Source organism: Dictyobacter kobayashii (genome assembly GCF_003967555.1).
Classification (GTDB): Bacteria; Chloroflexota; Ktedonobacteria; order Ktedonobacterales; family Ktedonobacteraceae; genus Dictyobacter; species Dictyobacter kobayashii.
In genome coordinates this window covers 2,658,247-2,681,295 of the sequence record NZ_BIFS01000001.1, presented here as the reverse complement: position 1 = coordinate 2,681,295, position 23,049 = coordinate 2,658,247, and the positions used below count along the sequence as shown (strand labels likewise).

The following is a 23,049-nucleotide window of genomic DNA, read 5'->3' as shown; positions in this document are numbered from 1 at the left end:
TGTAGATCAAGTATTTTTTTTAGGAACTGGAATAAAAAATGCGAGCTTCTTTTATCCATGTGGCAGACACACACCTGGGATACGAACAATATGGTGTCCGTGAGCGTTTCAACGATTTTAGCCGGGCTTTTTGGGATGTGATCGATGCTGCAATTGAGCGCAAGGTTGATTTCCTGGTAATTGCTGGTGATCTATTCAATAAGCGGGCTATCGATGCGTTGACATTGATCCATGCCATTGAAGGTTTAAAGAGGCTGCATGATTTACAGATTCCTGTTATTGCCATTGAAGGCAATCATGATCGCAGCTATTATCGTGATGGTGTGTCCTGGCTACAATTTCTGTGTTATCAGGGTTATATCAAACTCCTGGCCCCGGTGATGGAAAATGGCACTCCCCGCTTAACTCCCTGGCAGCCTGATACTATGCTTGGTAGTTATGTTGATTTGCTGGATGGCCAATTGCGCGTCTATGGCTTGCCCTGGCAGGGTGCTGCTACCTCTCGTACTCTGGAAGGTATGTCGCAGGCACTGAAGGCTGCCGAGGCTGAGGAGAATGAGCAGGGGGTCGTCTACCGCCTCTTAATGATGCATACAGGTGTTGACGGTATTGTCCCTCGGGTCCAGGGTCTGCCAACCATGGCCCAATTTCAAGGACTTTCTGAGCAGGTCGATTATCTGGCGCTGGGCCATGTCCATAAACCCTATGAGTTTGATGGCTGGATGTACAATCCTGGTTCGACCGAGACCTGTGGCTCTGAAGAATCGCAATGGGAAGATCGTGGCTACTATTATGTTGAGATCGATACCGATGAACCTGAGCGCATTATTGATCATGAACGGAAGGAACGGGTACATCACGCGGTCCGTTTAGTGAGTCGACGGAGACCTTTTGTGCGTTATGATTTACGGGTGGATGGTCTGGTTGAACCCGAAGCATTATATAAGCGCCTTGAGGATTATTGCCGTCGTGAAGGCCCGGCTTATCAGGGACTTGAGCCGGTGGTACAGATTCATTTGACTGGCACCCTGGCCTTCGATGCTGGTTCCCTGGATCAGCAGTGTATGGAGGATCTGGTGCGCCATTATTTTGCGCCATTACATGCCCGTATCGATAATGCTACCAACGACCAGGATTATGTTCCGGACGATGGGGATATCGATGGGCGTGATCGTTCGATGTGGCATGAGTTGGAACGGCGCATTTTTGAAGAATTGGTCGGTATGGATAGTCGTTATCTACCTGCTAAGGAGCAATGGAGTTCCGTTTTGAGCGAATTGAAATCTTCTGCCCTTCATAAGGAAGATACAGAGCAAATCGCGGGCTTCTTACGTGAAAAGCGGGCATCTTTACTTCCACCTGTGTAAGTTGCTACTTGTAGTTGTGTTCGTTATGTTAGTAGACAGAATAAAACTGTACAATCTCGTATTTTTCGTGATTAAATAAACTTACTAGCCTTTGTGTTATGGTCCCTTGTTTCTTGTCTATTGCTTTTAGAGTAACGTAAGAAAGCTGCTTGATTGCGTCTCTGTGATCGCCTATGGATCTAATGATGGATAGCTCTTATAATGCTATGAGAGCGGGTCCTTTCGGCGGGGAGTGTGATTACTATGTCTGATCTCGTTTTACGGCTGGCCGCTCTGGTGCTGATCGTTGTTTTTGTGGTTGTATTTGTGCTTGCCGCTCGTCGTTTTGTGGTTGAATATCGACGACACGCGCACGTCCCTACAACTGTTGAGGTTTTTGAGCCTCTCCCAAGTATTGACGTATCTGCAAGTGAGGATGTTGTGGAGAGCACAAGTCATACGCCGGTTGCTGCGCGCGTGCGCATTCTAGCTTTTGGCAGCGAGGATGATCGGCAGTGCCGTATTTTACAAGCTCCAGTATTGCGTCGTGTCGTTGAAGCCAAGGGAAATGTGGTCTCGGTCATGAATGTCGATGTAGCAAGTTCTCCTGAGTTGGCTGAACGTTATCATGTCTTAACGGTGCCAACGACTGTATTGCTGGATGCAAATGGCAAGACGTACGCGGTCAATTATGGCTTTACCAATGCCCAGAGCTTGATTAAGCAGGTTGATGAAATCCTTGCTATGGATAGTGCGCAAGAAGCACTTTCATAATCTAATATTGCTGAGCCCATGCGTCATTCAGCATGTTTTAAACTTAAGCATGCTTTAAACTTTTATGATTGGTGATGCAAACTCATGCCTTTCCCACCGGCCCTCAGGCGCAGGCGCTGGATCACTACGCCTTTTCTCTCCCCCTTCAGACGTAATAGAGATATAAGTCACTGCCCTCGAAATCAGGTCCTTTTCGATAGATGAGCTATGGCGACAGAGCTAGCTGCAAGCGAGCGACGTTTCTGCTTGCTGTTGATAGCTTGCTGATTTTTATGCAGGCAAGAAAAGAGGTCTGGAATTTGGAGGGTTGGTCTATACTGGATACAAGTATAGGCTCTTTCCTGTACTGCTCACTCGTTTGGGTGGACTTCGTAGTGTCTTCTCTCATAAGCTTGAGAAGGAGAGAATATATGCGACAGACGATGCGTGTAACACCCCCACAACATACCATTTGCCCTCTGGTCTACCGCTTACAGGATGCTGCATGGAATTATGCACATAGTGGTTGGCGAGTTCTTCCCCTCTATGGTCTGAATGCAGATGGCACCTGTGCCTGTGGCCAGGTACAATGCCCCGCAGCGGGACAACATTCCTGGTTGGGGACAGGTGTGCGACTGGCGACTACTGATCTCGGTACTATTCAACGCTGGTGGGAGCAAGCTGAGCAGGCCAATGTTGGTGTTGCGACCGGAGATGGTTTATTGGTGATCGAGGTTGACCCTCTCGAAGGTGGGTTTCTGGAACATTTCAGGCAACTCTATGCGATACCGGAAACCGCCATGATACAGACCGAGCGGGGGAGCTGGCAGCTCTACTTTACTTACAACCGAGCTCTTACCCTGTGCACTACGAAGAATAAGCTTGGCCTGGGAATTCGGACCTATGCTGAAGATAGTTATGTGGTCGCTCCCCCCAGTGTGCTCTCCCATGGCCGTGTTAACTGGATCAATACCTACATTCCTGCCCGTCTTCCTGCTGTCTTGCTACCTTTTGTACTTAGTCCTCAACTAAATCGTCCAGCCTGGTCTATCCAGGAACAACGACCCTCTCCCGCTGCTCGTGAACTCGCCTCTTTGCTGCTGAACAAAGTCCTCGAATCTGAAACCGAGCGCAATTAGAATGCGAGTGAAGCAATTATAGCTACTGTTGCCATGTCGTCATTGTTATCTTCAAATAAAGAGCAGGAGGAGCGGAAGGGGTTCTCCGCTCCTCCTGCGACGGAAGGTTGGTAGCCTTAACGTGGAAGTTGTTGAGTGTTCTAGGGCTACACTAATATCTATCGAGTCTCGCCAACAAAACTTTAATTAATGTGTCACATTGACCATAGCCACCGCATCTTCCTACATGATTTTTTATGAATTGGTGTAGAAAATGCTCTCCGAGCATTTTCTACACCAATTCATAATTTTTTTCGGGCGCACCAGCGCACGTCCGCACAGGCCAGGTACACTTCCCATGATGATGGGAGTAATACACATTTATTTTTTATAAATAAAATGTACCTTGACCCATTTTATTGTAAGAAGAGAAAAAGAAGAAGAGGCCAGGGACAACGTCTCTGGCCTCTTCTTCTTTTTCTCTGGGAATCCAGGCATCTCAATAGCCTAAAGTTTCATGCCCCCTAAATTCCCAAAGCCGCTGAAGCTGCTTTTCAGATCATCAGCAGAATTAAAGGTTTTGTCAGGAAGCTTATCCAACATACCAATGATCTGATCATTGGCGCCAAACTGGCGGGCCTGCTGTATCAGGCTATCTTTACTGATTGGATATGGTATTGAATTCAACATCTGGTCAATTTGTCCAGGATTGATATTCATGTACGTCACCTTTCTTTGCGATGCACTTTTATTAGTACATCATTATCGTGTGGTGTCATCCCTGGCAATAAAAATCCTATCATCATGAGTATACCAATAGCTACTAAGGCCTGGTTTAAATCCTACAATTTTTCGATATGCCCTTGAAAATTTGTCATAAATATGTTATAATTATTTATGTTACTTCGAAAGAGTTGCTATCTTGCAGCTCTTTTTTTTGTGCTCAAATTTTCTTCCTCTTCCATTCCAGGGCAGGTGCAACAAATTTTCGTGCACTATACGGTGCATCAATAACATCTTTCGATAAAATTTGATCTTCCCCTATTTAAATTTTCATAGTACAAGTTTCCACTTTTAAACTATTTGCTTCAAATTGTTAACTATCTCACAGTTTATCCTGGTTATACTGAGTTATAATCAATTCATAAATTATATTCATGTTTATTATGTGATTCTGTTTATATATATCTACGTCCATAATAACGTTTTTGATATGGAAAACTAATGTAAGAAAAGGATTTCAAAGTGATGGATGTGGACTTTGCGATCAAAAAGATGTCACGCCGGATTGCTCTTTTAAGCATTGCTAGCACTGCTGGATTGATAATGGTGGGTTGTAGTAATACTGCTGAAGGAGTTACTGGTACTACGCCTGTTGCTGCCTCAAATCCTGCTGCTACTCCTAACCCAGGCTCTACCCCTTCACCTACTCCCGTTCCCGTCGCGCAGCCAGGGACAACATTATTAACGTATAAAGGACATACCTCGTCGGTTGTGGCTGCCGGCTGGTCTCCTGATAGTAAACTGATTGCCTCTACTGAACAAAATGGGGTCGTCCATGTCTGGGAAGCGGCTACGGGCAAATTAAAATTTGTCTGTAAGAATCCATTAGTTGGTAATATAGGTTTATCCTGGTCGCCTGATGGCTCACGCATTGCCTCCGAAGAATTTTTAAATGGTGTAGAAACCGTCCAGATCTGGGCAGCTGAAAATGGCCGTGGCCTGGCCCTGAACATAAATTCTGATACTGTTGAAAAGGTTGCCTGGTCGCCCAGCAGTAAGTATGTGGCTCTATGTATCGGCAGTTATCAAGCGTTGATGCCAACTTCACGTGTTGAGGTACGCTCTGCTGGTGGCGATAGCTATAAGCTAACCTACAAAGGCCATCAGCCAAATGTTCGGGATGTAGCCTGGTCTCCCGATGGTTCACGTATTGTTTCTTGCTCCGACGACCAGACTGTGCAGATCTGGCAGGCACCTGTGTAGTATAACTGCTTTCTTCTATACACCTTTTGATGTGTTTAGTGCTCCCATTTGAGGGTGTGTGAGAGAGGCCGCGGCCTCTCTCACACACCCTCAAATTTCAAGTTAGGTAACGATCCAGCTACTATGCAATTGTCCCTGAAAAATCCGAGCGGCTGCTGTATCCAGTCTTGCTTGACCTATGTCTATGCAGTCTGGGCGAAACAGTGAGCAAGAGGTAGCTCGACATAGAAGGTTGTGCCTTGTCCCTCAAATGATTCTACCCAGATATGACCCTGGTGGCGCTCAATAATCTGCTTACTAATGGATAGACCAAGCCCCCAGCCTTCTTTTGATGAAGCGCGTGCGTCCGGGGCCCGATAGAATGGCTCAAAGAGATCGTCTTGCTGTGTTTGAGGGATCGCGGGACCATCATTATGAACGTGGAGGAGGGCGCTTTCTGGTTGCTGGTCCACCTCGACCTGGATGGTTGACTCCGCCAATGAGTACTTTATGGCATTGGTCACCAGGTTATTCACGACCTGGGTAAGACGGGCCTTATCAGCTTGCAGAAGTAGGGGCGTTGCAGGATATTTCTCGTCGAAACGTCGCCTGGATAGCAGGCGTTGTTCCTCAACAACCTGCTTGCACAGAGTGACGAGGTCCATCTGGGCCAATCGTAATGGGAGCTGGCCTCCCATCAGGCTACTGATGTCCAGCAGATCATCGACCAGCGAGGCAAGCTGATCTGTCAGCTCTTCAATCTTTTCTAAATAGGGCGCTGTATCCAGGTTGGCCTTGTTGAGTTTCCTGGATGGCCGCAACGCATATTGCGCCCAGCCATGGATCATGGCGATTGGAGTTTTCAGTTCATGAGAGGCCTGTGACAGAAATTGATCTTTGAGGCGATCTGCCTCCACTAATTTTTCATTACCTTCCTCAAGCGCCTGGTTAACCTCACTAACTGCTTGAGCATGCCTGAGGGCCTCTTTTTCCGCCAGCAAAATGCGACGGCGATCTTTCTCACGCATAATAATGACAGATAGAACTGCTAGCTGTGCAAACAGAAAGGGCCCAAAAAAGAGGATATCGGGCCAGCCAAAAAAATCGATCTGATTGGTTGGAGGCACGACGAAATAATCCAGCCCAAGGATACCAAGCAGGATAGTTAGGAACGCCGGGCCCGCTCCCCATAGGGTGCCAACCAGAACCGTCATCAGAAAACTCAGCGCCCCAGTGAAATAATTAGTTGTGGAGGTCAGCGATCGTTCAAGTGTGGGTATCAAGATGGCTAGTGCGCTCAGGGGGAATGCAAGGATATAGCCAACCAACGATGAAAACCACCATGAACGCCTCTGCCTCCGATGAAATATGCGCATGTGTATTCTCTGGATCAATGCGTATATCTGTTTCTCTAGACTGACGACACGAACAGTTTTCTTTTTATGATAGCTGAGAAGGATTTATAGTAGAACAGCAACAGCGATAAGACCTTTGGTTTCTTCACTATCAACGATACATCACATCTAGTAAGTAAGCAAGCTCTTGTTTGTAGAGAAAAAATTAAAGCAGCCTCTTCCAAGGAAAAGAAACTTTCTGCGCTCTGATGCCATGTCTATGACTGTGAACTATGGCATCATCATCAAGAAATGAGGTGGACATATTATGACGCTTACTTTAATTCCCCAAACAGTGATGGACGCACTCAATGAAGAGCGAGGACGAGGACCGGTTCGTCAGATAGAGGATCTCCAGGCACGGCTGCGACGACGGAGGGTGATCACGCACCATATACAGCAATTGGAAGAAGCGCTTCGTTTCATGCACAAGCAGATCCGCACGCTGCCAGTGTTGCCATCGCTCAAAGCGATCCACTGGGCTCAAGCGGTCCGGGCCATGCCGAACCTGGTCTTCCTTGAACTGGACACGACCGGCTTACATGAGGACGCCGAAATCATCCGCCTGGTCGTGCTGGATATTCACGGGGAGACGCTTCTGGATTGTCTGGTGACGCCATCACAACCGCTGTCGCGCCAGATTGTCACGATTACCGGACTCTCAAATGCAGAGATCCAGGTCACAGGAGTCCCTATCGCCCATGCGCTCGCGCAATTGCGGCAGGCCATTCACGGCGCTTATGTACTCTCTTACAACCTCGAGTTCGATGCTGGCAAGCTGCGGGAGGCCGTCCAGCGCCACCATCTCGATGAGATTACCATCATCGGAGAGGATTTAATGGCACGAGCCATGGCATATCTACACCAGTCCGCGTATCCTAAACTGGAAGGGCTGTGTCAGCAGATAGGTCAGCCGCTGCCACCGCAGCCTCACCAGACCGCACTTGATCGGGCCCTTGGACAGATCGCTGTCCTGAATGCGCTGGCTGATGCTACGCTAAAAACAACCACCGCATCCGCTTCAGCGAGCATTGACCTTGATGACGAGGAATGTGATGGTCATCCCCTTTAGCGTTTCATAAAGATACCGATGGAAGCGGATGTTATAGTCCGCTTCCATCGGTATCTACATACTAGAGGATGAGCAAGCTAGGGGTTACAATATAACTTGCACTCCTGATTAAGGGTTACCGTTTAGAGTATTCTTCCGGTCAGCGCTAATGGAGACACCCGAGATTGTAGCTGTCTGTGTTGCACCGCCGATAGTCGCTTTGATAGTGCATTGAACATTGACTGTTGCACCAAGGACAGGGTCGGCTGTCAGGATTTTCACTGAGCTCGTGAGTGGCAGGGTTTCAATTCCAAACTCGCCCCCTCCAGAGGATGTCGAGCTCGTGGCAACCGTTGTCGCACCGTCAGTTGATCCTGTGCCGCTTGTAATAGTAAACGTACATGAAATCTGCCCATTACTGGTGTGAAAGCTTGTTGGAATGGTTGCATCGATAACATAATTGCCCGCCGGCAACCCTGTTAAGCTTCCTACTACTGCTGTGCTAGGAAGACCCGTACACTTGTCAGCATCCGTAGTCTCCTTACCAGGTATACAGAGAGTCGGTGATAACGTGCTGACCGTGTCAAACCCCTCACTCTCTCCAGGAGCGCCTGATGGGCCTGATGGACCAGAAGGGCCACTGGGGCCTGATGGACCTGATGGACCACTGGGGCCTGATGGGCCTGAAGGGCCTGATGGACCTGATGGACCACTGGGGCCTGATGGACCTGATGGACCACTGGGGCCTGATGGGCCTGAAGGGCCTGATGGACCTGATGGACCTGATGGACCACTGGGGCCACTGGGGCCTGAAGGACCTGATGGGCCTGAAGGACCACTAGGGCCTGAAGGACCTGATGGACCACTAGGGCCTGAAGGACCAGAAGGGCCACTGGGGCCACTGGGACCAGAAGGGCCAGAAGGGCCAGAAGGACCTGACGGACCTGACGGACCTGACGGACCTGACGGACCTGACGGACCTGACGGACCTGACGGACCTGACGGACCTGACGGACCTGACGGACCTGACGGACCTGACGGGCCACTAGGACCTGATGGGCCTGATGGGCCACTGGGGCCTGATGGGCCACTGGGGCCACTAGGACCTGATGGACCTGATGGGCCTGACGGACCTGACGGACCTGATGGACCTGATGGACCACTAGGACCTGATGGACCACTAGGACCTGATGGGCCTGACGGACCTGATGGGCCTGACGGACCTGATGGGCCACTAGGACCTGACGGACCTGACGGACCTGATGGGCCTGATGGGCCAGAAGGGCCAGAAGGGCCACTGGGGCCAGAAGGGCCACTAGGACCTGATGGGCCACTGGGGCCTGATGGGCCACTGGGGCCACTAGGACCTGATGGACCTGATGGGCCAGAAGGGCCTCTTACTTTTATGATGATGATTTTCTTGCACTTTTTGCATTTTTGATGGAAGGGCCTGTCCTCATAGCTGTTGTGATAGCTATTATCATAGCTGCTCTTATGGCTGCTATGATAGCTGTTATAGGAAGGGTTGTCCTCATAGCTGTTGTGATAGCTATTATCATAGCTGCTCTTATGGCTGCTATGATAGCTGCTCTTATGGCTGCTCTCATAGCTGTTATAGGAAGGGTTGTCCTCATAGCTGTTATAATAGCTGTTACCATAACTATTATCGGAGGACTTCTTATTGCTCTTATGGGAGAGCGTCTTATTGCTCTTACTCTTAGAAGAAGAAGTCCCGTTTTGGTGAGAGGAAAGCCCGAACCTATTACTGGTTGAGTGAGACTGTATCGCGCGAGCGTGCATCGAAGCAGCATGACTCAAACCAGCCTGAACTGAACGAGGTTGAGCAAAGACCCCTGACAGCATACTGGCAGAAAGTACCAGCACACAAAGCAGTAGTGCAGCGCCCGTCACGTAAAATTTTTTCATAGGCTGTATTTCTCTTCCTGTTTAATGATTAACCAAGAGAGCCCGCTTCCTTCATAGACATAAGAACAAGAGATAGAAACTATCAGCACAAGAAGAAGATAATGCCAGTAACCCCAGGCAACATATGCCATTTCTTGCTTCCGATGAATCTCTTCCCTTATTAGAAGAGGCTACTCTGCTTTTAGTATAGAAGGAATATATAAGTTGCATGTTTAAATGCAACTTATAATTAATGATATTTATTGATCCAAAAATATATAAATATATAAAATATTTAAAAAAATAGAGAATATGCCTGAAAAGAATCAGATGATTTTTATACCATTTCAGATTTTTCGTTTTCATCATGCATATTTCTTAGCAGCACAATCAATTCGACTACACTATGTACTATTATATTTTATTATTTATATTGTTTATAGGCATATAATATATATATAAGACACTGTATATGAGGTAAAGCGCAATATATATAGTGCCAGCGGAACACAATGGTGTTCCAACAAATGGTCATATGTGGAAGGAGATTTGATTTCATGGCATACAAGTTACGTTTATCTTTGCTGACAATGGCTGCTGCCTTTATGGTGCTGTTACTCTTGCCCTATGGAGCAATGGCAGCTTCGAACCATCCTCATTCAATAACGAGGACGCTGGGATCGCACGGGATACACAAATCGGCAAGAGCTGCAACATTATGTGGTACCGTAACATCACCAACTATATGTGAATTTGCATATATTTACGACACAACAAGTGAGATGGTTTCCGTAGAGAGTGATGTCAATTTTGACAGCAACGGTCCTTTGTCAGCTGGTATTACCCATACTCTAGGCAGCCCTACAATTACAGTTGCTACTGCGGGCACTTATCTGGTTACATACTCCGTATCGAGTTTGCAGGCCAGCCAGTTTGCTCTCTTTGTAAATGGTAGCGTGGTTCCAGAAACTATTCACGAAGTAGGAAACTCTTTTTCGCAAAACACCGGGTCATCGTTAATAACCTTACCAGCTGGTGCTACTATTACGCTTCGAAACCACACTTCTTTTGGGCCAGTTGAGCTGCTTCCAGGCGAAGGAGGAAAACAGACAGGAGCAGGTGGAACACTGCCGAGTGTAAACGCTTCTATCATCATCCAACAGATCTAAGCAGACTGTTGCTAGAAGTCACATGTTTAATCGTCACAGGTGCGCAACGTTTTATAAGACGTTGCGCCTTTTTGTGATAAGTCATTTATTTTACCTGTCGCGAACCTGCAAGCATCTTTTGGGGTATATGGGTAAAATAAAATTAAAAGTCACTATTCAGCAAGAGTTCCAGCAGACGCGCAAGGTTCATTGGTGGTGTGGAAAAGAGCATAAGCTGGAGGGGTGGATGAAATTTCCTCTCGACTTCTCCCACGTCCCGCCTATAAAGCAGACATAAAGACACAGGAAACTTGAATAGTTACATTAAAAGCGAAGGATTTCAGAGGAGAACAGCGACATGAGTAATGTGCAGGTAAAAAATAAAATCACACCGGTTAAACCAGCTAAGTATGAAATAAGTATCGAGGATGAAAATGCAAAGATAAAATACTTCGATCTGATAAGGAATAGAATACAAAAAAGCGCAAAAATAGAATACCTTCTGATAGCGACTATTTTGCTATTAGCTGTAATATTAAGGATAACTTTGCTACCGTTTGAAAGTGCTGACTATCGAAATTGCCTCGTCGTGTGGTATGATTTTATTCACAGCTATGGCGGATTCACAGCACTAAAATACAATGTTGGTAACTATACTCCCTTCTACCTCTATTTTATTGCATTGATGACGTATATCCCGCTTCCCAAACTTGTCTTGTTTAAAGGGTTCTCTATCTTTTTTGATTTTGTGCTTGCCTTTGGTGTCTATCTCATAGTCAAGCTCAAATACCAGCATAGCTACATACCCCTCATCGCCTCATTACTCGTATTATTTGCCCCCACCATTTTTATTAACAGCTCTCTGTGGGCCCAATGTGATTGTATCTATACCGCGTTCGCTGTATTTGGCCTTTACTTCCTCTTGAAGAAACGCCCTGGATGGGCATGTTTCTGTTTCGGCCTCTCACTCTCTTTTAAGCCACAGGGAGTCTTTCTGCTGCCACTGTTACTCTTCTTATGGATGAAAAGGGAGGTTTATATCAAGCACCTGCTTATAATACCTGTCTCTTACTTGCTGATGATTTTTCCTGCTTTTCTTCTTGGCAGGCCATTTATGGATTTATTAACTGTCTACCTGAACGCATCCGGGGAAATGCCAGAGCTAACCCTCAACGCTCCCAACTTCTGGCAATGGTTTCCAAACTCTCAATTTTCACTTCTTTATCATTCAGGCTTGATATTGACTCTGGCATATATTTTTATTTTCTGCCTGGTTGTGTACGTACGTCAGCAAAAAGTTTCGACCAACCTGCTGGTAAAGCTTGCGTTTATTTTTGCGCTCAGTGTGCCATTTTTCTTGCCAGAAATGCATGAAAGATATTTCTATGTGGCGGATGTTATATCTATTATTTACGCATGCTATTTTCCCAGGCAATTCTATCTTGCCATTGGTGTCCAGCTGGCGTCATTGTTCTCTTATTTGCCTTTTCTCTTTGGCACAACCGTTATCAACCTATCCTTGTTAGCATTCATCATTTTAGGGGCCATAATAATTACCATTGGTACGTTAATAAAAGACCTCTATTTTGTGGATGCTCAGCCAGCTGTCATTCATGTTAAGAGCGAAGTACAGTAGGAAAATGTAGCGGAGCTATGATTACAGGGAGGGCCATGTGTGCGCAGTGCGCACACATGGCCCTCCCTGTAATCATAGCTCCGGGACAGGGGGGTGGGATGTCACGAATGGTTATTGCAATCGTACAATGGTAGTACATCTATGGAAAAGTTAGTCGTGGTACGCGATTGCCATTGTTCTGTTGGCACCACTCTGCAATGGGAGATTACCCAGCTCGCAGCCTGGTCGCTGCTCTGAGGTAGCAGGAAAAAACGTACCAGGCCATGATCGATGCGTTGGATGAGTTGTTCACGTGTCAGGAAGCTTTTGTCACCAGCGTAGCCGCCCAGAGCCATGACACCCAGGCCTGTATCTATGATAAATGGCGATGCTACCTCTGTATTCATTGTTCCGAGCAGGAATTGTGCTTTGCCCTTATGCGCTAGCAGGTAGTTTACCAGCACTGGGTCGGCGATGAGTGGAGGGATGTGTGTTTGTGGTGCTGGTGGTCCTGCCATTGGAATTACCCTACCCTGTGGATTGAGTGAGATGGCGGCCCAGATCGTTGGTGCTAGCAAGCTACTCAGTAATCCCAGGGTGGCAATTACCACGGCAACTTGCTGCAATTGTTGCTCGCTTATTAGCCAATTGCTTTTAAACGTGGATGTGTGAGATGCTGCCATAGTCTTTTGGTGCCCTTTTGTTTGGCTGCCTTTCTGATGTTTAAATCGCTGCTCGGCTCTTGAATGCGGGAAACGATACCAGCGCGCAAGCGCTACTATGGCACTACAAATAACAATGCCGCCGCCGAGCAGATTGCCCCACAGTGGGAAGGCGGCGAGAAAGTGAGCCTGGGCGACCCCGGTCATCAGTAGAGCCCAGGGTAGCAGCCAGCCACGCCACCCGTAACGGCGATAGTCTTGCCACAGCATCACTACCCCGGCTCCAACCAGAGCCGCGATGGCCGGGGCTAGCATTGAGAGATAATACAGGTGGAAGAAATGGGCATTGCTAAAGAAGGCAAGCATGGTGAACAGCCATGTTCCCCAGAGCACAAGTGCTTGATCCTGTCTATTTAATGGTAGACGCCGCCTTTTGGGTCTCTTGAGGGCTACGAGGCTGAACAGAGCCAGCGGCAAAAGCCAGCTAGACTGTCCGGCAATTGGTTGCTTAAAGAAGCGGGCAAGCCCTGGCCTCCCTATCTCCCATGCCCAGTAGTTGACAACGTTATTATCGGCGGTTAAGCGGAATGTGCCATTATAACCAAAGGCGAGATCTAGCTCCGAGTTGCTGGTGATTGAATCAATAAAGGGTCGCTGATTGGTTGGTGTCAGATCGACGATCGTTACCCACCAGAGGGAAACCAGCAACAAAACCCCCAGCGCGACTGCTAAATGATAGAGCTTTATTTTCTTTTGACGCGGTCCCCCGAGCCAGTAAACCAGGCCTAGCGCGGGTATCACCATATAGGCCTGGAGATATTTGATGTTGAAGCCAAGCCCAAGCAGGACTGCGCAGAGGCACAGCCAGCGTAAGTGGCCAGTCTCGGCTGCTTTGCACACCATCCATGTCGCCAGCAGCACAGTCAGGATCAGCAAGCCATCTACGATATTATTGCGATTAGTGGCTACGCTGATTGGTGAGATGGCCAGCACCAGGGCGGCCAACAAACCTGCGAGGGGACCGAAGACGCGGCGTACTAGATGAAATATCAGCGCGACCGCGAGCACGCCGGACAAAGCTCCAGGCAGCGAGATAGCAAAAACTGAATAGCCAAAGAGCCTGGCGCTGAGGACCTGCATCCAGAAGCCGAGTGGTGGCTTGTCCAGTGCCAGAAAGCCCGCAGGATCAAACGCCGCAAAGAACATATTATGCCAGCTGAGCAGCATACTTTTAATCGCAGCCGCATAGTAGTACTCGTAATAATCTTGCTTGTCCAGGGCGAAAAAATTAAAAAAGGTAGCGATGGCAAGCACAACACCTAGCGTGATTTTGTGCCACAACAGCATAGGCTGATAGGACTCTTCGAGCTGTTGAGTATGTTTAGGTACCTGCACAGGTGACGTAATCATCGTCCTTGGCATATCTTCTGTATCTCCTTTTAGCGAAGTCTTAGCAGGTTTTTCACAAGCCAGGGAAGTTGCAGCCACTTGCAAGCGAAAAAACCATCTTTACCACCAGTATGTATTTGAAATAAAATTGCCTCCATCAATCGATGCTTTCCGTTGCTGCTGAGATCGATGGCGTGCATTGAAGAATCATGCTTTGAATGAGTCGAGTCAGAGTGAACCTGAGCGGACCCAGGTAGCCGCTTGCTTTTTAGAGGACCCAGTATCCACTCAGGAAGGCTATGACCAGGTATGCGTACATTGCCAGGGCTATACAAATATAGTTGAGGTGAAATCCTTTGTGCGTACCTATGCGTGCCGCGACAATAAAGGCAGGGAACACCTCTAACATGTATCTTCCCATTGATGCCAGCGGATACCCCGGTATGACTGGTGTGAATTGGTAGAAGAGCCAGAGTACTGTTCCAAATAGTAGATATGACCAATCTTTGCGAGGAAGCTTCCACGGTCCTACCCAGCCTGCTAGCAGTAATGCCAGTACAAACAGATCCGGTACCAGGTCCGTTAAATTGCGTAGTGCTTGATAGCTTAACAAAGAGCTCTGGTGTATCAATTGTAGTGCGATGAAAATTCCCACCCATGGCATTGTAAAGTGACGATTCCAGATCGCTTCTACATGCATAAAACTCAGCCAGTCGTTGAAGCGCAATTTTGTATAGACCATAAATACGCCGAGCCCCGTTGGAATCAGGAGCAGACCTGGTATTGGTAGCTGAGCAATCGGCTTTATTTTAAACTCACACTGGCTGAGGTATTCATAGATGAACGGAATGACTAGCAATATGCCTGTGGAGCGCGTCAAGCAGGCGAAGAAGCCGAAGATCCCGGCCAGCCACCATCGCCCATGGCGCATCTGATAGAAGCTTAACAATACCAGGCATAGTAGGAGCGATTCATTGTAGCCTGCTGCTAAAAAAAAAGCGGTTGGAAAGATTGAATGATATAAGACTGTTCGTTGTGCTGTATCTTCATTCACGTCTTCTTTGACGAACTGGTAAAACACAGCCATCAGGATTAACCAGGCAAGGTTAGAAATAATAAGTTGAGCTACCACTGGATTTGAACACACATGTAATTTTAAAAGGAAGCCGGTGAGAAGCGGATATAATGGAAAGAACGCAGTTTCTTGTTTGGATGGATACCCATTGACTGCAATGTACAGATAGTGATAAGTGTCCCACTGTTTCCATGTATTCCACAGCGTGCTGATTGGATAGTGTTGCCAATCAATATCTCCATGCATAAGAATGCTTGAAAAGCCGTCAATGAGCAAAATACCTATATGCAGCGCCAGATAAAATGGAAAGATGGCCCGTATTGCCTTCAACCATTTCTTCCAGTCGGGCGCGGAAACTATTTTTTGTCTGATGGTAGCTGCTGGCTTGGTGGGAGTTAATAATATCCCTTGCTTTATTTTTTTCTGTTTCATATCTCGCTTCCCTCAAAAAAGAATCATGCATACTCGCTAGAAGTTATGTGAAAAAGCTCCATGGGGGCCTACCTGAAAAAATCCACGTTATAACTTCTATTCCGCTTTTTTGCTTATTCACCGCTACTAGCACTTCTGGTGACATGATAACTAGCGGCACCAAATTTTTCTGGGCCCTTATAGCGCCGCTAAATGCTATTGAGGAACGCTATTTTGTGCACTATTAAACGTGTACGCAAAACTTCACTGGTTTTCAGGGCTATGTCTCGTAAATTAGTTGAGGGGAGTTTTTTGACTATAAAAAATGTCTTTTTTGCTTATACATGTATAATGGCCTTATATCATCGAGAGAAGCTCTTGGGCAGGATATTTTGTGCACCTGCAACAGCAAAATCAGTGAACACGTTGTGGACATGTTAGCGGAGGAAGTATCACTACAATGCAAGAATTTTTGCCACGCCGTTTGCATGATGGCATATTTTTCGCCATCCTGATAGTTTTACTTGGTGGATTGGCAGTCTTGTTACACATCAATCCAATCTATTCATCTGATCAGAGCCATTTTGTCTTACAGGCGCAAGCCTGGTTGAATGGTCGCTTAGATATCGGAGTCCATCTTCAGGACACCATCATTATCAATGGCAAGGTGTATTTCGTCTATCCCCCTTACCTGCATTGCTGATGGTACCATTCGTTGCCGTTCTGGGCGCCAACTTCAGCGACATCTGGTTTACCTGGATATTTGCGGCATTAAATATCATTTTGCTGTTTAGAACCCTTGAAGTAATGCGGGTTCGCTGTATCACCAACCGTACGCCAATTGAAAATCTTATTATGGCTATTACCTTTGGTTTTGGCACCATTGCCTTGTGGCTCGGCCTGGGAGGTCGGATATGGTTCACTGCTCAAACTATCAGCGCCTTTGGCATTATGTTCACACTCCATAGTACCCTGAGCAGACGTTGGCCATTGGCGACACTGGGTGTGGGGATGGTGATGCTTACTCGGGTACCCGAGGCGTTGGTCGGCATTGTTCCCCTTGCCGTCTATCTGCACGATTTAGGGATTGGACGCCGCGTTCAGCGGCAATGGCACTTTCAACCGCAGCGCTGGCCATCAGTATATGAATTGGGCGCTATACTTGCCCCATTTGCTGTTGCCTTACTCATACACCTGGTTCATAACCAGCTCTACTTTGGTAATCCTCTGAGCATAGGCTATGATATTCAGAACCAGCAAAATTATCCCGCTATCAAATATGGTGTAGTGAGCTGGCATTATATCTGGCCCAATTTCGTCGTTGATTTCCTACGCTGGCCGAGCTTTAATTATGTTGACCCTTACGATGTGAAGCCGCAACTCGACTTGTTCATCGATGGTATGGGAACAAGCATGTTCTTTAGCACACCACTATTGGCGATCTTTATCTTCACTGCGCAAGGTAAAACACCACAGCCCTGGTTACGAACTACGTTTTGGGTAGCGATCGCGATCATGCTCGTGGCTATATTGGCCTATTGTACGACGGGATGGCGTCAGGTTGGTGCTCGCTATATATATGCAATATACCCACTGCTCTTTCTGCTGCTGGCGCAGCGGGCGGCTCCATTAGATACGCGCTGGGTAGGTCTGGCAGGCATGAGCGTTTTCACTAATCTTTTACTGGCACAAAGATTCTGGGAGGATAAATCTTCAATAGAGTTCATGGCCGGGAGTGCGGGTATTGTCCTGCTAGCCTGTATCGTTGCCACCATCATGATCCGCAGACAAGAGCAACCCCATGAAGAGATTGTACCGCTTGTTCCAGAAATGGTCACTGTCGGGTCTGCTTATAGTAGCGAATCGACCTCACAACGAGCTTTACTTGAACAAGAAGGGGTTATTCCATATCAACCAGGCGAACGCAATCCTCAAAGCTGAATCCAGCACGTCGTCGCTATATTAATAATTTATCGGCTGTAAATTTTCTGTACCAATCTGGCAAAGCTGTTGTACTCTATATATTGTCCAATAGCAACAGAAAGGTAAAATCAATGTCTGATACACATGCAACAACAGCTCTCTTAGTAATGGATATGCAGGCAGAAATTGTCGGCCGGTATGTACAAACAAATGATTTCTTCACGCCCATCAACACGGCTATTGCAGCCGCTCGCGCCGCATCGATCCCTGTGATCTATGTGGCGGTGGCCTTTCGGCCGGGCTATCCAGAGATTAGCCCACGGAATAAGACCTTCTCTGGAGCCAAGCAGCGGGCGGCTTCCTCGTCCGTAGCTATGCTCACGCCGCAGATCCATCCTGCCATCTCCCCCCAGCCAACGGATATTCTGATCACGAAACGTCGTGTCAGCGCGTTTAGCGGGAGCGATTTAGAAGTGGTTTTGCGAGCGCAGGGCATTTCGCATCTGGTGCTCTGTGGTATCGCGACGAGTGGGGTCGTCTTATCAACGCTACGGGAGGCGGCTGATAAGGATTATCAACTGACCGTCTTAGCCGATTGCTGTATGGATAATGATGAAGAAGTCCAGCGCGTCCTACTATCCAAAGTCTTTCCACGGCAAGCCGAAGTCATCCAGGCCTCAGATTGGGCAGCGAATCTGAAGGCCGAAGAGCTTCAGTAGCAGGCAACTCCAATGACTGAGATACCCCTTCCCGGCAACTCATAACACCATGTGTATGTGGCATGCCGCGTGTCGTGGTATTTCGCCGCCAGCCCAACCGCGCAGGACTCGGGGATGTTCGTGGGCCACCCACGAGCATCCCCGAGTCCCGCTGATGATTGAGCCAAAATCAATTGTAGAGTATGGGTTTAGAGTGCGTGGCCAGTGGTATCATCGGTCTGGGACGCCTGGGATTGGAATTTTAAGAATACCGCCATCCACTGATCTTGCGTAGGAAGGTAGATGAATAGCGCCCCATCCTGCCAGACGCCATCCTCCTGCTCGTGCCCGGGATCGTTGCCCTGGTTCATGTGAATGTTGTGAATGCCATTACCAGGTGTAAAGTCAAAGTACTGGTCTGGCGTGTCCTCCTCGGGACCCCAGCGGTCTCCAAATGCACAAATAAAGGCATTGGGGTCAGCAATAGCTTCCTGCACTCTTGTATCCAGGATATCGTTGAGTTGGGTCTCGGAACCAACATTAGTAAAGCGAATCGGCTGCATATGGTTAGGCCGCCATACCCCTCCCCTGGTAACTTTTTTTATGATGCGGAGGGTTTGGTTCCAAGCACGGCGATGTGTTTGAACTGACGAGAGATAGGACCCGGCCTAAACGATACTGCCGTAAACCCAATGTTTTTCATCAATGTAAGTATCTGTTCTTCGATAAATGCTTGATCGTAGTAGTCTCTCTCCTCTCCCATTTTCCCATGAGAAAACGTAAAAAGAAGTGTACCTCCTGGTTTGAGAACCCGAAATACTTCTGTGAGGAATATGTAAGGATCTTCTGACCACCAATAGAAGGTATGAATGCTGACCACTTTGTCAAAGTGATGCTCTTCAAAAGGAAGATGTGCGGCCTCCCCTTGCTGTAACGTGACCCGGCCAGTTCTAACGGCGCGTGCATTTCGCTCTTTGGCACGTTTGACCATCGTGGCAGAGAGATCGATTCCATACACGAAGCCATGCGTTGCTTTTTTCTCCAACAGTTGGATGGCTTTTCCTGCTCCAAAGCCAATCTCTAACACACGATCGCCTGGTTGTACATTTGCTATCGAGACCGTCCAGGTCGTCTCTTTTGCATGCTGACGCACCATCAGTTCACCCACAAAGTTATTAAAGACGGTGTATACTCGAGCCGGAATAGAATTGACCGACCCCCAAGAAGGCGGTATTCTGAGGAAAATCAAAAACACAACCTCAGGAGACCGACATGCTCAGGAGTCAGACCGTGAATACAATACACGATTTACATCAACAAGGGAAGACGGTTCAGGAAATTGCCCAGAAATTGGAGATTTCGCGGACCACTGTGCGCAAATATCTTGCCCATCCAGAAGCGGTGATCCCGAAACCACGCCCGCCTCGGCCTTCAAAGCTTGATCCATTCAAAGAACAGATTACGCGTTGGGTGATGGAAGATCATTGCATCAATTGTGAAGTGATCTACGCACGATTACAGCCGATGGGGTACACCGGCGGGATCAGCATCTTGAAGGAGTTCGTCCATCCCCTCCGCCCGGTGGTGGCAGGACATGCGCCCGTGCAACGCTATGAAACCGAGCCAGGCCACCAGGTCCAATTTGATTGGGGCGAGTTCACGTATGAACAGGAAGGCATCATCCATAAATTCTATGGCTTTACCGCGGTGTTGGGCTATTCGCGCATGCGCTTTGTGACCTTTGTGAAGCGCTGCGATACTCCAACGCTCATTCGCTGCTTGATGGAGGCGTTTGAATACTTCGGAGGCCTGACCCGGTCTGCGCTGACTGACCGCATGAAAAGCGTGTTGCTCGAAATGCAGGAGAACAAACCTCGTTGGAATCCTCGCTTTGCTGACTTCATGGTCTCCATTGGGGTCACCGCCCGCGTCTGCAAGCCTTACACCCCACAGACGAAAGGCAAGGTCGAGCGCACCGTGAGTTATGTGAAGCAGAGCTTTTGGGCCGGGGTGACTTTCACCGATCTCGATGATCTCAATCGCCAGGCCCATCGCTGGTGTGAGCGCATCAATTCCCGCGTGCACCGCACGACTCATGCTCGCCCGGTCGATCGTTTGGAGGTGGAGAAGCTCCAGCCCTTGCCTCAAGCCTTTGCCTGGGAGCGCTTTGCCACCGAAGAACGCAAAGTCACCTGGGATGGCTATGTCTCCTACGATGGCGTGCTCTACGGGTTGCCAGGCACGCTGCATCTGGCCGGAACCACAGTGCAGGTTCGTGAACGCAAGGGTGTGCTCACGGTTTGGTCGCAGGGCCAAGAGGTGTTCGCCATCGAGAAGCGTCCTCGCTCACAAGAGAGTGTGCCGCATCCAGAGCAATGGACGGGTATTCCCTCAGCCTCGGCGATCCGACGAGCAGGAGCACCCTTAGGCCACCAACAGCAGGCACCACAGGTGCAAAGCCGGGCCCTGGCCGAGTATGACCAGTATTGTGGCGTGTCGGCCGGAGCGGAGGTGGGAGCATGAAGTCAATCACCGCGTACAAGCAACTGAACTTGACCCACCTGCAAACGGCGTTACCCCAGTTACTGGAAACGGCCCGGCGAGAACAATGGACGTATGAAACCATGGTGGAGCGAGCCTTGGGCGCAGAGCTGGATGGCCGCGAGCAAAAAGCCACAGCTCGCCGTCTCAAGGCTGCACGCATTCCCAGCAAAAAAACGGTGGAGGGTTTCGATTTTTCGTTCCAACCCTCGCTCTCCGAGCGGCGCATCCGGGAGTTGGCCGATCTGTCCTTTGTGCGGACCTGCACCAATGTGATCTTTCTCGGCCCTCCGGGAACGGGCAAGACGCATTTGAGCCTGGCTCTAGCCAATCGGGCACTGGCAGAGGGACACAGCGTCCTGTTTACGACGCTGGCGGAACTGGCTCAGTCCCTGGAGAGTGCCTCGCATCCTGGTCTCATGCGTCAGCGCCTGCGGCGCTACATTGCGCCCAGTTTGCTCATCATTGATGAGGTGGGCTACACCAGGCTCACCGCCGAACAGGCTCATCACTTCTTTGAGTTGGTGGCAGCCGCTATGAGCACGGCTCATTATCCTGACGTCCAATACAGCTTTACTGCTGGGAGCGTTACTGATACTGAGCTGTACTGGCGGGGGTTATGAGGTACTGGCGACGGCTTTGCTTGACCGGCTCCTGCATCATGCAGAGGTCATCGCCATCAATGGGAGCAGTTACCGCATGAAGGAGCGCCGAACAGAGAGCCGAACCCCCTCAACCTTGTCAGACACAGCACGACATGCCGCCGGCGATTTGCCCACCGGCGTGTAGTCAACCGGCGTTCACGATGTCGGCGTTGGGATCGCCTGGATTCCGGCGCGGTTTGGTCGGCGTTTTCATCGCTGACGTTCTCAACGTTTGTTTTTTACCGTTCGTTTGATTGGGGCGACCAATTCCAAATCGGCTCGTCATGACACCGGCCTTGACAAAGTGCCCTATCACTCCTTGTGGACACCCATAATGTGGGTTCAGGACGGCCTCGAAGACACGATTGATCTGGATCATGATTTCTTCCTCTCTCCTTGTGATGTTCTTCTTTTAGAGTATCAATCCCTCTGCTGCAAAACAAGCACATAAAGGCTATACCCATTATTAAGATTTTTTATGTTTGAAGGTCAGAGCTGCTCTGGACGAATAGCTTTTCACTATGTCACGTTTCGTTGCATTCAGGCAAAACGCCTTGTTGCTCAAAGATTGGTTCTTCTCAGTTTGTGTAAGAACCAATCTTTGAGCAACTTGTGCCTTAATGAAAGACGGTGAATTGAATCATGAGCCTGCACAAAGTACAATCGAGAAGCAAAGTTTGGCATAAGGTCTGCTGAGCAAGCATAGACACTACCCAAAAAGTTGCGCGACTGTACTCAAGCAATTGTCAGAAACCTACTTTGCAACCCGATTTGCAGCTTGACTATTATCATAGGCAGCCTGACTGCGTTCTTGAGGAGTAACACAGACGTGATCGTTCGCAAAAGCCTCGCGCCAGACATATCCTTGAATACAGGTATCTGACCCGTACGGGCCAGCATTACTGATCGTCTGGATCGATCTATTCTGTCCCTGGAGACTCTGCGCGTGTACGCTTCCCACACTGGCTAGCATAGACAGCGCGATAAACCCACATAGAGCAAAAATCGCGCTCACTCTCGTCAACTTCTTCATCAACATGTGTATCCCTTTATCTTCAAACAGACATTTTTTAAGACCAACGCTAGCCTGTAGCTGGGTTGGGGAAGCTCGCCCTTTTCTCAGCATTTTTGCAGGCAGGCTTTTTCTAAGACCATAGTCTCAATACTATGTAACATGAGCTAAATGATGAGAAAGGAATGGTGTTGGAAGGCATCAATCTAAAAGCTACTTGACACTTCTATAATTTTTGGCTCCCATGCCTCACGCGTGGTGGGAGATAACACTTTCTATCGATTGTTGAGATTTGGGACCTGGCTCACTCCTGTAGTGGCAGAGGATTTAGCGACGAGGACAACCTTCAAAAGAGCTAAATTTTTGTGTTGCTACATGGTTGCTATATAACAATGGTTG

At 48.4% G+C, this 23,049-nt stretch carries 23 protein-coding genes; 15 read left to right on the top strand and 8 right to left on the bottom strand.

Annotation, left to right across the window (positions count from 1 at the left end; genetic code table 11):
- Positions 1-38: 38 nt before the first annotated feature.
- The 3 genes from EL645_RS11850 (at position 39) to EL645_RS11840 (ending at position 3,238) form a co-directional block, all read left to right on the top strand.
- Positions 39-1,367 (top strand): metallophosphoesterase family protein, encoded by a 1,329-nt coding sequence (locus tag EL645_RS11850; RefSeq protein ID WP_126550233.1) that lies wholly within the window; start codon positions 39-41, stop codon positions 1,365-1,367.
- 243 nt (positions 1,368-1,610) lie between these two features.
- The gene (locus EL645_RS11845; protein WP_126550231.1) at positions 1,611-2,120 is read left to right on the top strand and encodes a thioredoxin family protein; all 510 of its coding nucleotides are present in this window, start codon (positions 1,611-1,613) and stop codon (positions 2,118-2,120) included.
- Between the two features lie 410 nt (positions 2,121-2,530).
- Positions 2,531-3,238, top strand: coding sequence for a bifunctional DNA primase/polymerase (locus EL645_RS11840; RefSeq protein ID WP_161977315.1), 708 nt, complete (start codon positions 2,531-2,533; stop codon positions 3,236-3,238).
- Positions 3,239-3,724: 486 nt separating this feature from the next.
- Here EL645_RS11840 and EL645_RS11835 read toward each other — a convergent pair whose 3' ends face one another.
- On the bottom strand, positions 3,725-3,937 hold the full coding sequence (locus tag EL645_RS11835; RefSeq protein ID WP_126550227.1) for a DUF2795 domain-containing protein: 213 nt from the start codon (positions 3,935-3,937) through the stop codon (positions 3,725-3,727).
- 528 nt (positions 3,938-4,465) lie between these two features.
- Here EL645_RS11835 and EL645_RS11830 point away from each other — a divergent pair.
- Positions 4,466-5,203, top strand: a complete 738-nt coding sequence (locus EL645_RS11830; RefSeq protein WP_126550225.1) for a WD40 repeat domain-containing protein — start codon at positions 4,466-4,468, stop codon at positions 5,201-5,203.
- A gap of 182 nt (positions 5,204-5,385) precedes the next feature.
- Here the strand turns inward: EL645_RS11830 and EL645_RS11825 are convergent, their stop codons facing one another.
- Positions 5,386-6,510, bottom strand: a complete 1,125-nt coding sequence (locus EL645_RS11825) for a sensor histidine kinase (RefSeq protein WP_161977314.1) — start codon at positions 6,508-6,510, stop codon at positions 5,386-5,388.
- A gap of 334 nt (positions 6,511-6,844) precedes the next feature.
- On the opposite strand from EL645_RS11825, the gene EL645_RS11820 reads away from it, so the two are divergent.
- From EL645_RS11820 to EL645_RS11800, 5 genes are all read left to right on the top strand, one after another.
- On the top strand, positions 6,845-7,648 hold the full coding sequence (locus EL645_RS11820; RefSeq protein WP_126550222.1) for a 3'-5' exonuclease: 804 nt from the start codon (positions 6,845-6,847) through the stop codon (positions 7,646-7,648).
- A gap of 499 nt (positions 7,649-8,147) precedes the next feature.
- A complete protein-coding gene (locus EL645_RS11815) occupies positions 8,148-9,068 on the top strand; it encodes a collagen-like domain-containing protein (RefSeq protein WP_176599840.1) in 921 nt (306 codons plus the stop codon).
- A complete protein-coding gene (locus EL645_RS11810) occupies positions 9,068-9,400 on the top strand; it encodes a hypothetical protein (protein WP_126550220.1) in 333 nt (110 codons plus the stop codon). Before EL645_RS11815 ends, EL645_RS11810 begins: the two co-directional genes overlap by 1 nt.
- A gap of 689 nt (positions 9,401-10,089) precedes the next feature.
- On the top strand, positions 10,090-10,701 hold the full coding sequence (locus EL645_RS11805) for a BclA C-terminal domain-containing protein (protein ID WP_218031817.1): 612 nt from the start codon (positions 10,090-10,092) through the stop codon (positions 10,699-10,701).
- Between the two features lie 337 nt (positions 10,702-11,038).
- The gene (locus EL645_RS11800) at positions 11,039-12,316 is read left to right on the top strand and encodes a putative hexosyltransferase (RefSeq protein WP_126550218.1); all 1,278 of its coding nucleotides are present in this window, start codon (positions 11,039-11,041) and stop codon (positions 12,314-12,316) included.
- Positions 12,317-12,417: 101 nt separating this feature from the next.
- Here the strand turns inward: EL645_RS11800 and EL645_RS11795 are convergent, their stop codons facing one another.
- The gene (locus EL645_RS11795) at positions 12,418-14,379 is read right to left on the bottom strand and encodes a glycosyltransferase family 39 protein (RefSeq protein WP_126550216.1); all 1,962 of its coding nucleotides are present in this window, start codon (positions 14,377-14,379) and stop codon (positions 12,418-12,420) included.
- 235 nt (positions 14,380-14,614) lie between these two features.
- Positions 14,615-15,853, bottom strand: coding sequence for a mannosyltransferase family protein (locus EL645_RS11790; protein WP_126550214.1), 1,239 nt, complete (start codon positions 15,851-15,853; stop codon positions 14,615-14,617).
- A 439-nt stretch (positions 15,854-16,292) separates the two neighbouring features.
- Here EL645_RS11790 and EL645_RS11785 point away from each other — a divergent pair, with 439 nt between their 5' ends.
- The 3 genes from EL645_RS11785 to EL645_RS11775 all read left to right on the top strand — a co-directional run bounded on the left by EL645_RS11785 (position 16,293) and on the right by EL645_RS11775 (position 18,474).
- On the top strand, positions 16,293-16,535 hold the full coding sequence (locus EL645_RS11785; protein WP_126550212.1) for a hypothetical protein: 243 nt from the start codon (positions 16,293-16,295) through the stop codon (positions 16,533-16,535).
- Positions 16,535-17,773 carry a hypothetical protein gene (locus EL645_RS11780; RefSeq protein ID WP_126550210.1) on the top strand — a complete coding sequence of 413 codons (1,239 nt, stop codon included), beginning with the start codon at positions 16,535-16,537 and terminating at the stop codon, positions 17,771-17,773. Before EL645_RS11785 ends, EL645_RS11780 begins: the two co-directional genes overlap by 1 nt.
- 113 nt (positions 17,774-17,886) lie before the next feature.
- Positions 17,887-18,474, top strand: coding sequence for a cysteine hydrolase family protein (locus EL645_RS11775; RefSeq protein WP_126550208.1), 588 nt, complete (start codon positions 17,887-17,889; stop codon positions 18,472-18,474).
- A gap of 188 nt (positions 18,475-18,662) precedes the next feature.
- Here EL645_RS11775 and EL645_RS11770 read toward each other — a convergent pair whose 3' ends face one another.
- Complete coding sequence (locus EL645_RS11770) at positions 18,663-19,058, bottom strand: DUF2278 family protein (RefSeq protein WP_281276389.1); 396 nt, start codon at positions 19,056-19,058, stop codon at positions 18,663-18,665.
- Entirely contained in the window at positions 19,055-19,708 is a 654-nt protein-coding gene (locus tag EL645_RS11765) for a class I SAM-dependent methyltransferase (protein WP_281276293.1), read from the bottom strand. The genes EL645_RS11770 and EL645_RS11765 overlap by 4 nt, the downstream gene beginning before the upstream one ends.
- 17 nt (positions 19,709-19,725) lie before the next feature.
- Here EL645_RS11765 and istA point away from each other — a divergent pair, with 17 nt between their 5' ends.
- From istA to EL645_RS44085, 3 genes are read left to right on the top strand one after another with little or no spacing between them, the layout of a single operon-like run.
- Positions 19,726-20,976, top strand: coding sequence for an IS21 family transposase (istA, locus tag EL645_RS11760; RefSeq protein WP_126550204.1), 1,251 nt, complete (start codon positions 19,726-19,728; stop codon positions 20,974-20,976).
- The gene (locus EL645_RS11755) at positions 20,973-21,617 is read left to right on the top strand and encodes an ATP-binding protein (RefSeq protein WP_126550203.1); all 645 of its coding nucleotides are present in this window, start codon (positions 20,973-20,975) and stop codon (positions 21,615-21,617) included. Before istA ends, EL645_RS11755 begins: the two co-directional genes overlap by 4 nt.
- A gap of 16 nt (positions 21,618-21,633) precedes the next feature.
- Positions 21,634-21,783: an ATP-binding protein gene (locus tag EL645_RS44085; protein WP_161977313.1), complete on the top strand. Its 150-nt coding sequence runs from the start codon at positions 21,634-21,636 to the stop codon at positions 21,781-21,783.
- Here the strand turns inward: EL645_RS44085 and EL645_RS11750 are convergent, their stop codons facing one another.
- On the bottom strand, positions 21,784-22,017 hold the full coding sequence (locus EL645_RS11750; protein ID WP_126550202.1) for a hypothetical protein: 234 nt from the start codon (positions 22,015-22,017) through the stop codon (positions 21,784-21,786).
- A 375-nt stretch (positions 22,018-22,392) separates the two neighbouring features.
- On the bottom strand, positions 22,393-22,671 hold the full coding sequence (locus EL645_RS40000) for a hypothetical protein (RefSeq protein WP_126550201.1): 279 nt from the start codon (positions 22,669-22,671) through the stop codon (positions 22,393-22,395).
- Between the last annotated feature and the right edge of the window lie 378 nt (positions 22,672-23,049).

Coding starts and splice junctions, on each gene's coding strand:
- EL645_RS11790 (WP_126550214.1), bottom strand. CDS start 15,853: ATGAAACAGAAAAAAATAAAGCAAGGGATATTATTAACTCCCACCAAG.
- EL645_RS11805 (WP_218031817.1), top strand. CDS start 10,090: ATGGCATACAAGTTACGTTTATCTTTGCTGACAATGGCTGCTGCCTTT.
- EL645_RS11850 (WP_126550233.1), top strand. CDS start 39: ATGCGAGCTTCTTTTATCCATGTGGCAGACACACACCTGGGATACGAA.
- EL645_RS40000 (WP_126550201.1), bottom strand. CDS start 22,671: ATGAAGAAGTTGACGAGAGTGAGCGCGATTTTTGCTCTATGTGGGTTT.
- EL645_RS11810 (WP_126550220.1), top strand. CDS start 9,068: ATGGAAGGGCCTGTCCTCATAGCTGTTGTGATAGCTATTATCATAGCT.
- EL645_RS11845 (WP_126550231.1), top strand. CDS start 1,611: ATGTCTGATCTCGTTTTACGGCTGGCCGCTCTGGTGCTGATCGTTGTT.
- EL645_RS11840 (WP_161977315.1), top strand. CDS start 2,531: ATGCGACAGACGATGCGTGTAACACCCCCACAACATACCATTTGCCCT.
- EL645_RS11820 (WP_126550222.1), top strand. CDS start 6,845: ATGACGCTTACTTTAATTCCCCAAACAGTGATGGACGCACTCAATGAA.
- EL645_RS11775 (WP_126550208.1), top strand. CDS start 17,887: ATGTCTGATACACATGCAACAACAGCTCTCTTAGTAATGGATATGCAG.
- EL645_RS11830 (WP_126550225.1), top strand. CDS start 4,466: ATGGATGTGGACTTTGCGATCAAAAAGATGTCACGCCGGATTGCTCTT.
- EL645_RS11795 (WP_126550216.1), bottom strand. CDS start 14,379: ATGCCAAGGACGATGATTACGTCACCTGTGCAGGTACCTAAACATACT.
- EL645_RS11750 (WP_126550202.1), bottom strand. CDS start 22,017: ATGATCCAGATCAATCGTGTCTTCGAGGCCGTCCTGAACCCACATTAT.
- EL645_RS11785 (WP_126550212.1), top strand. CDS start 16,293: ATGCAAGAATTTTTGCCACGCCGTTTGCATGATGGCATATTTTTCGCC.
- EL645_RS11755 (WP_126550203.1), top strand. CDS start 20,973: ATGAAGTCAATCACCGCGTACAAGCAACTGAACTTGACCCACCTGCAA.
- EL645_RS11800 (WP_126550218.1), top strand. CDS start 11,039: ATGAGTAATGTGCAGGTAAAAAATAAAATCACACCGGTTAAACCAGCT.
- istA (WP_126550204.1), top strand. CDS start 19,726: ATGCTCAGGAGTCAGACCGTGAATACAATACACGATTTACATCAACAA.
- EL645_RS11835 (WP_126550227.1), bottom strand. CDS start 3,937: ATGAATATCAATCCTGGACAAATTGACCAGATGTTGAATTCAATACCA.
- EL645_RS11780 (WP_126550210.1), top strand. CDS start 16,535: ATGGTACCATTCGTTGCCGTTCTGGGCGCCAACTTCAGCGACATCTGG.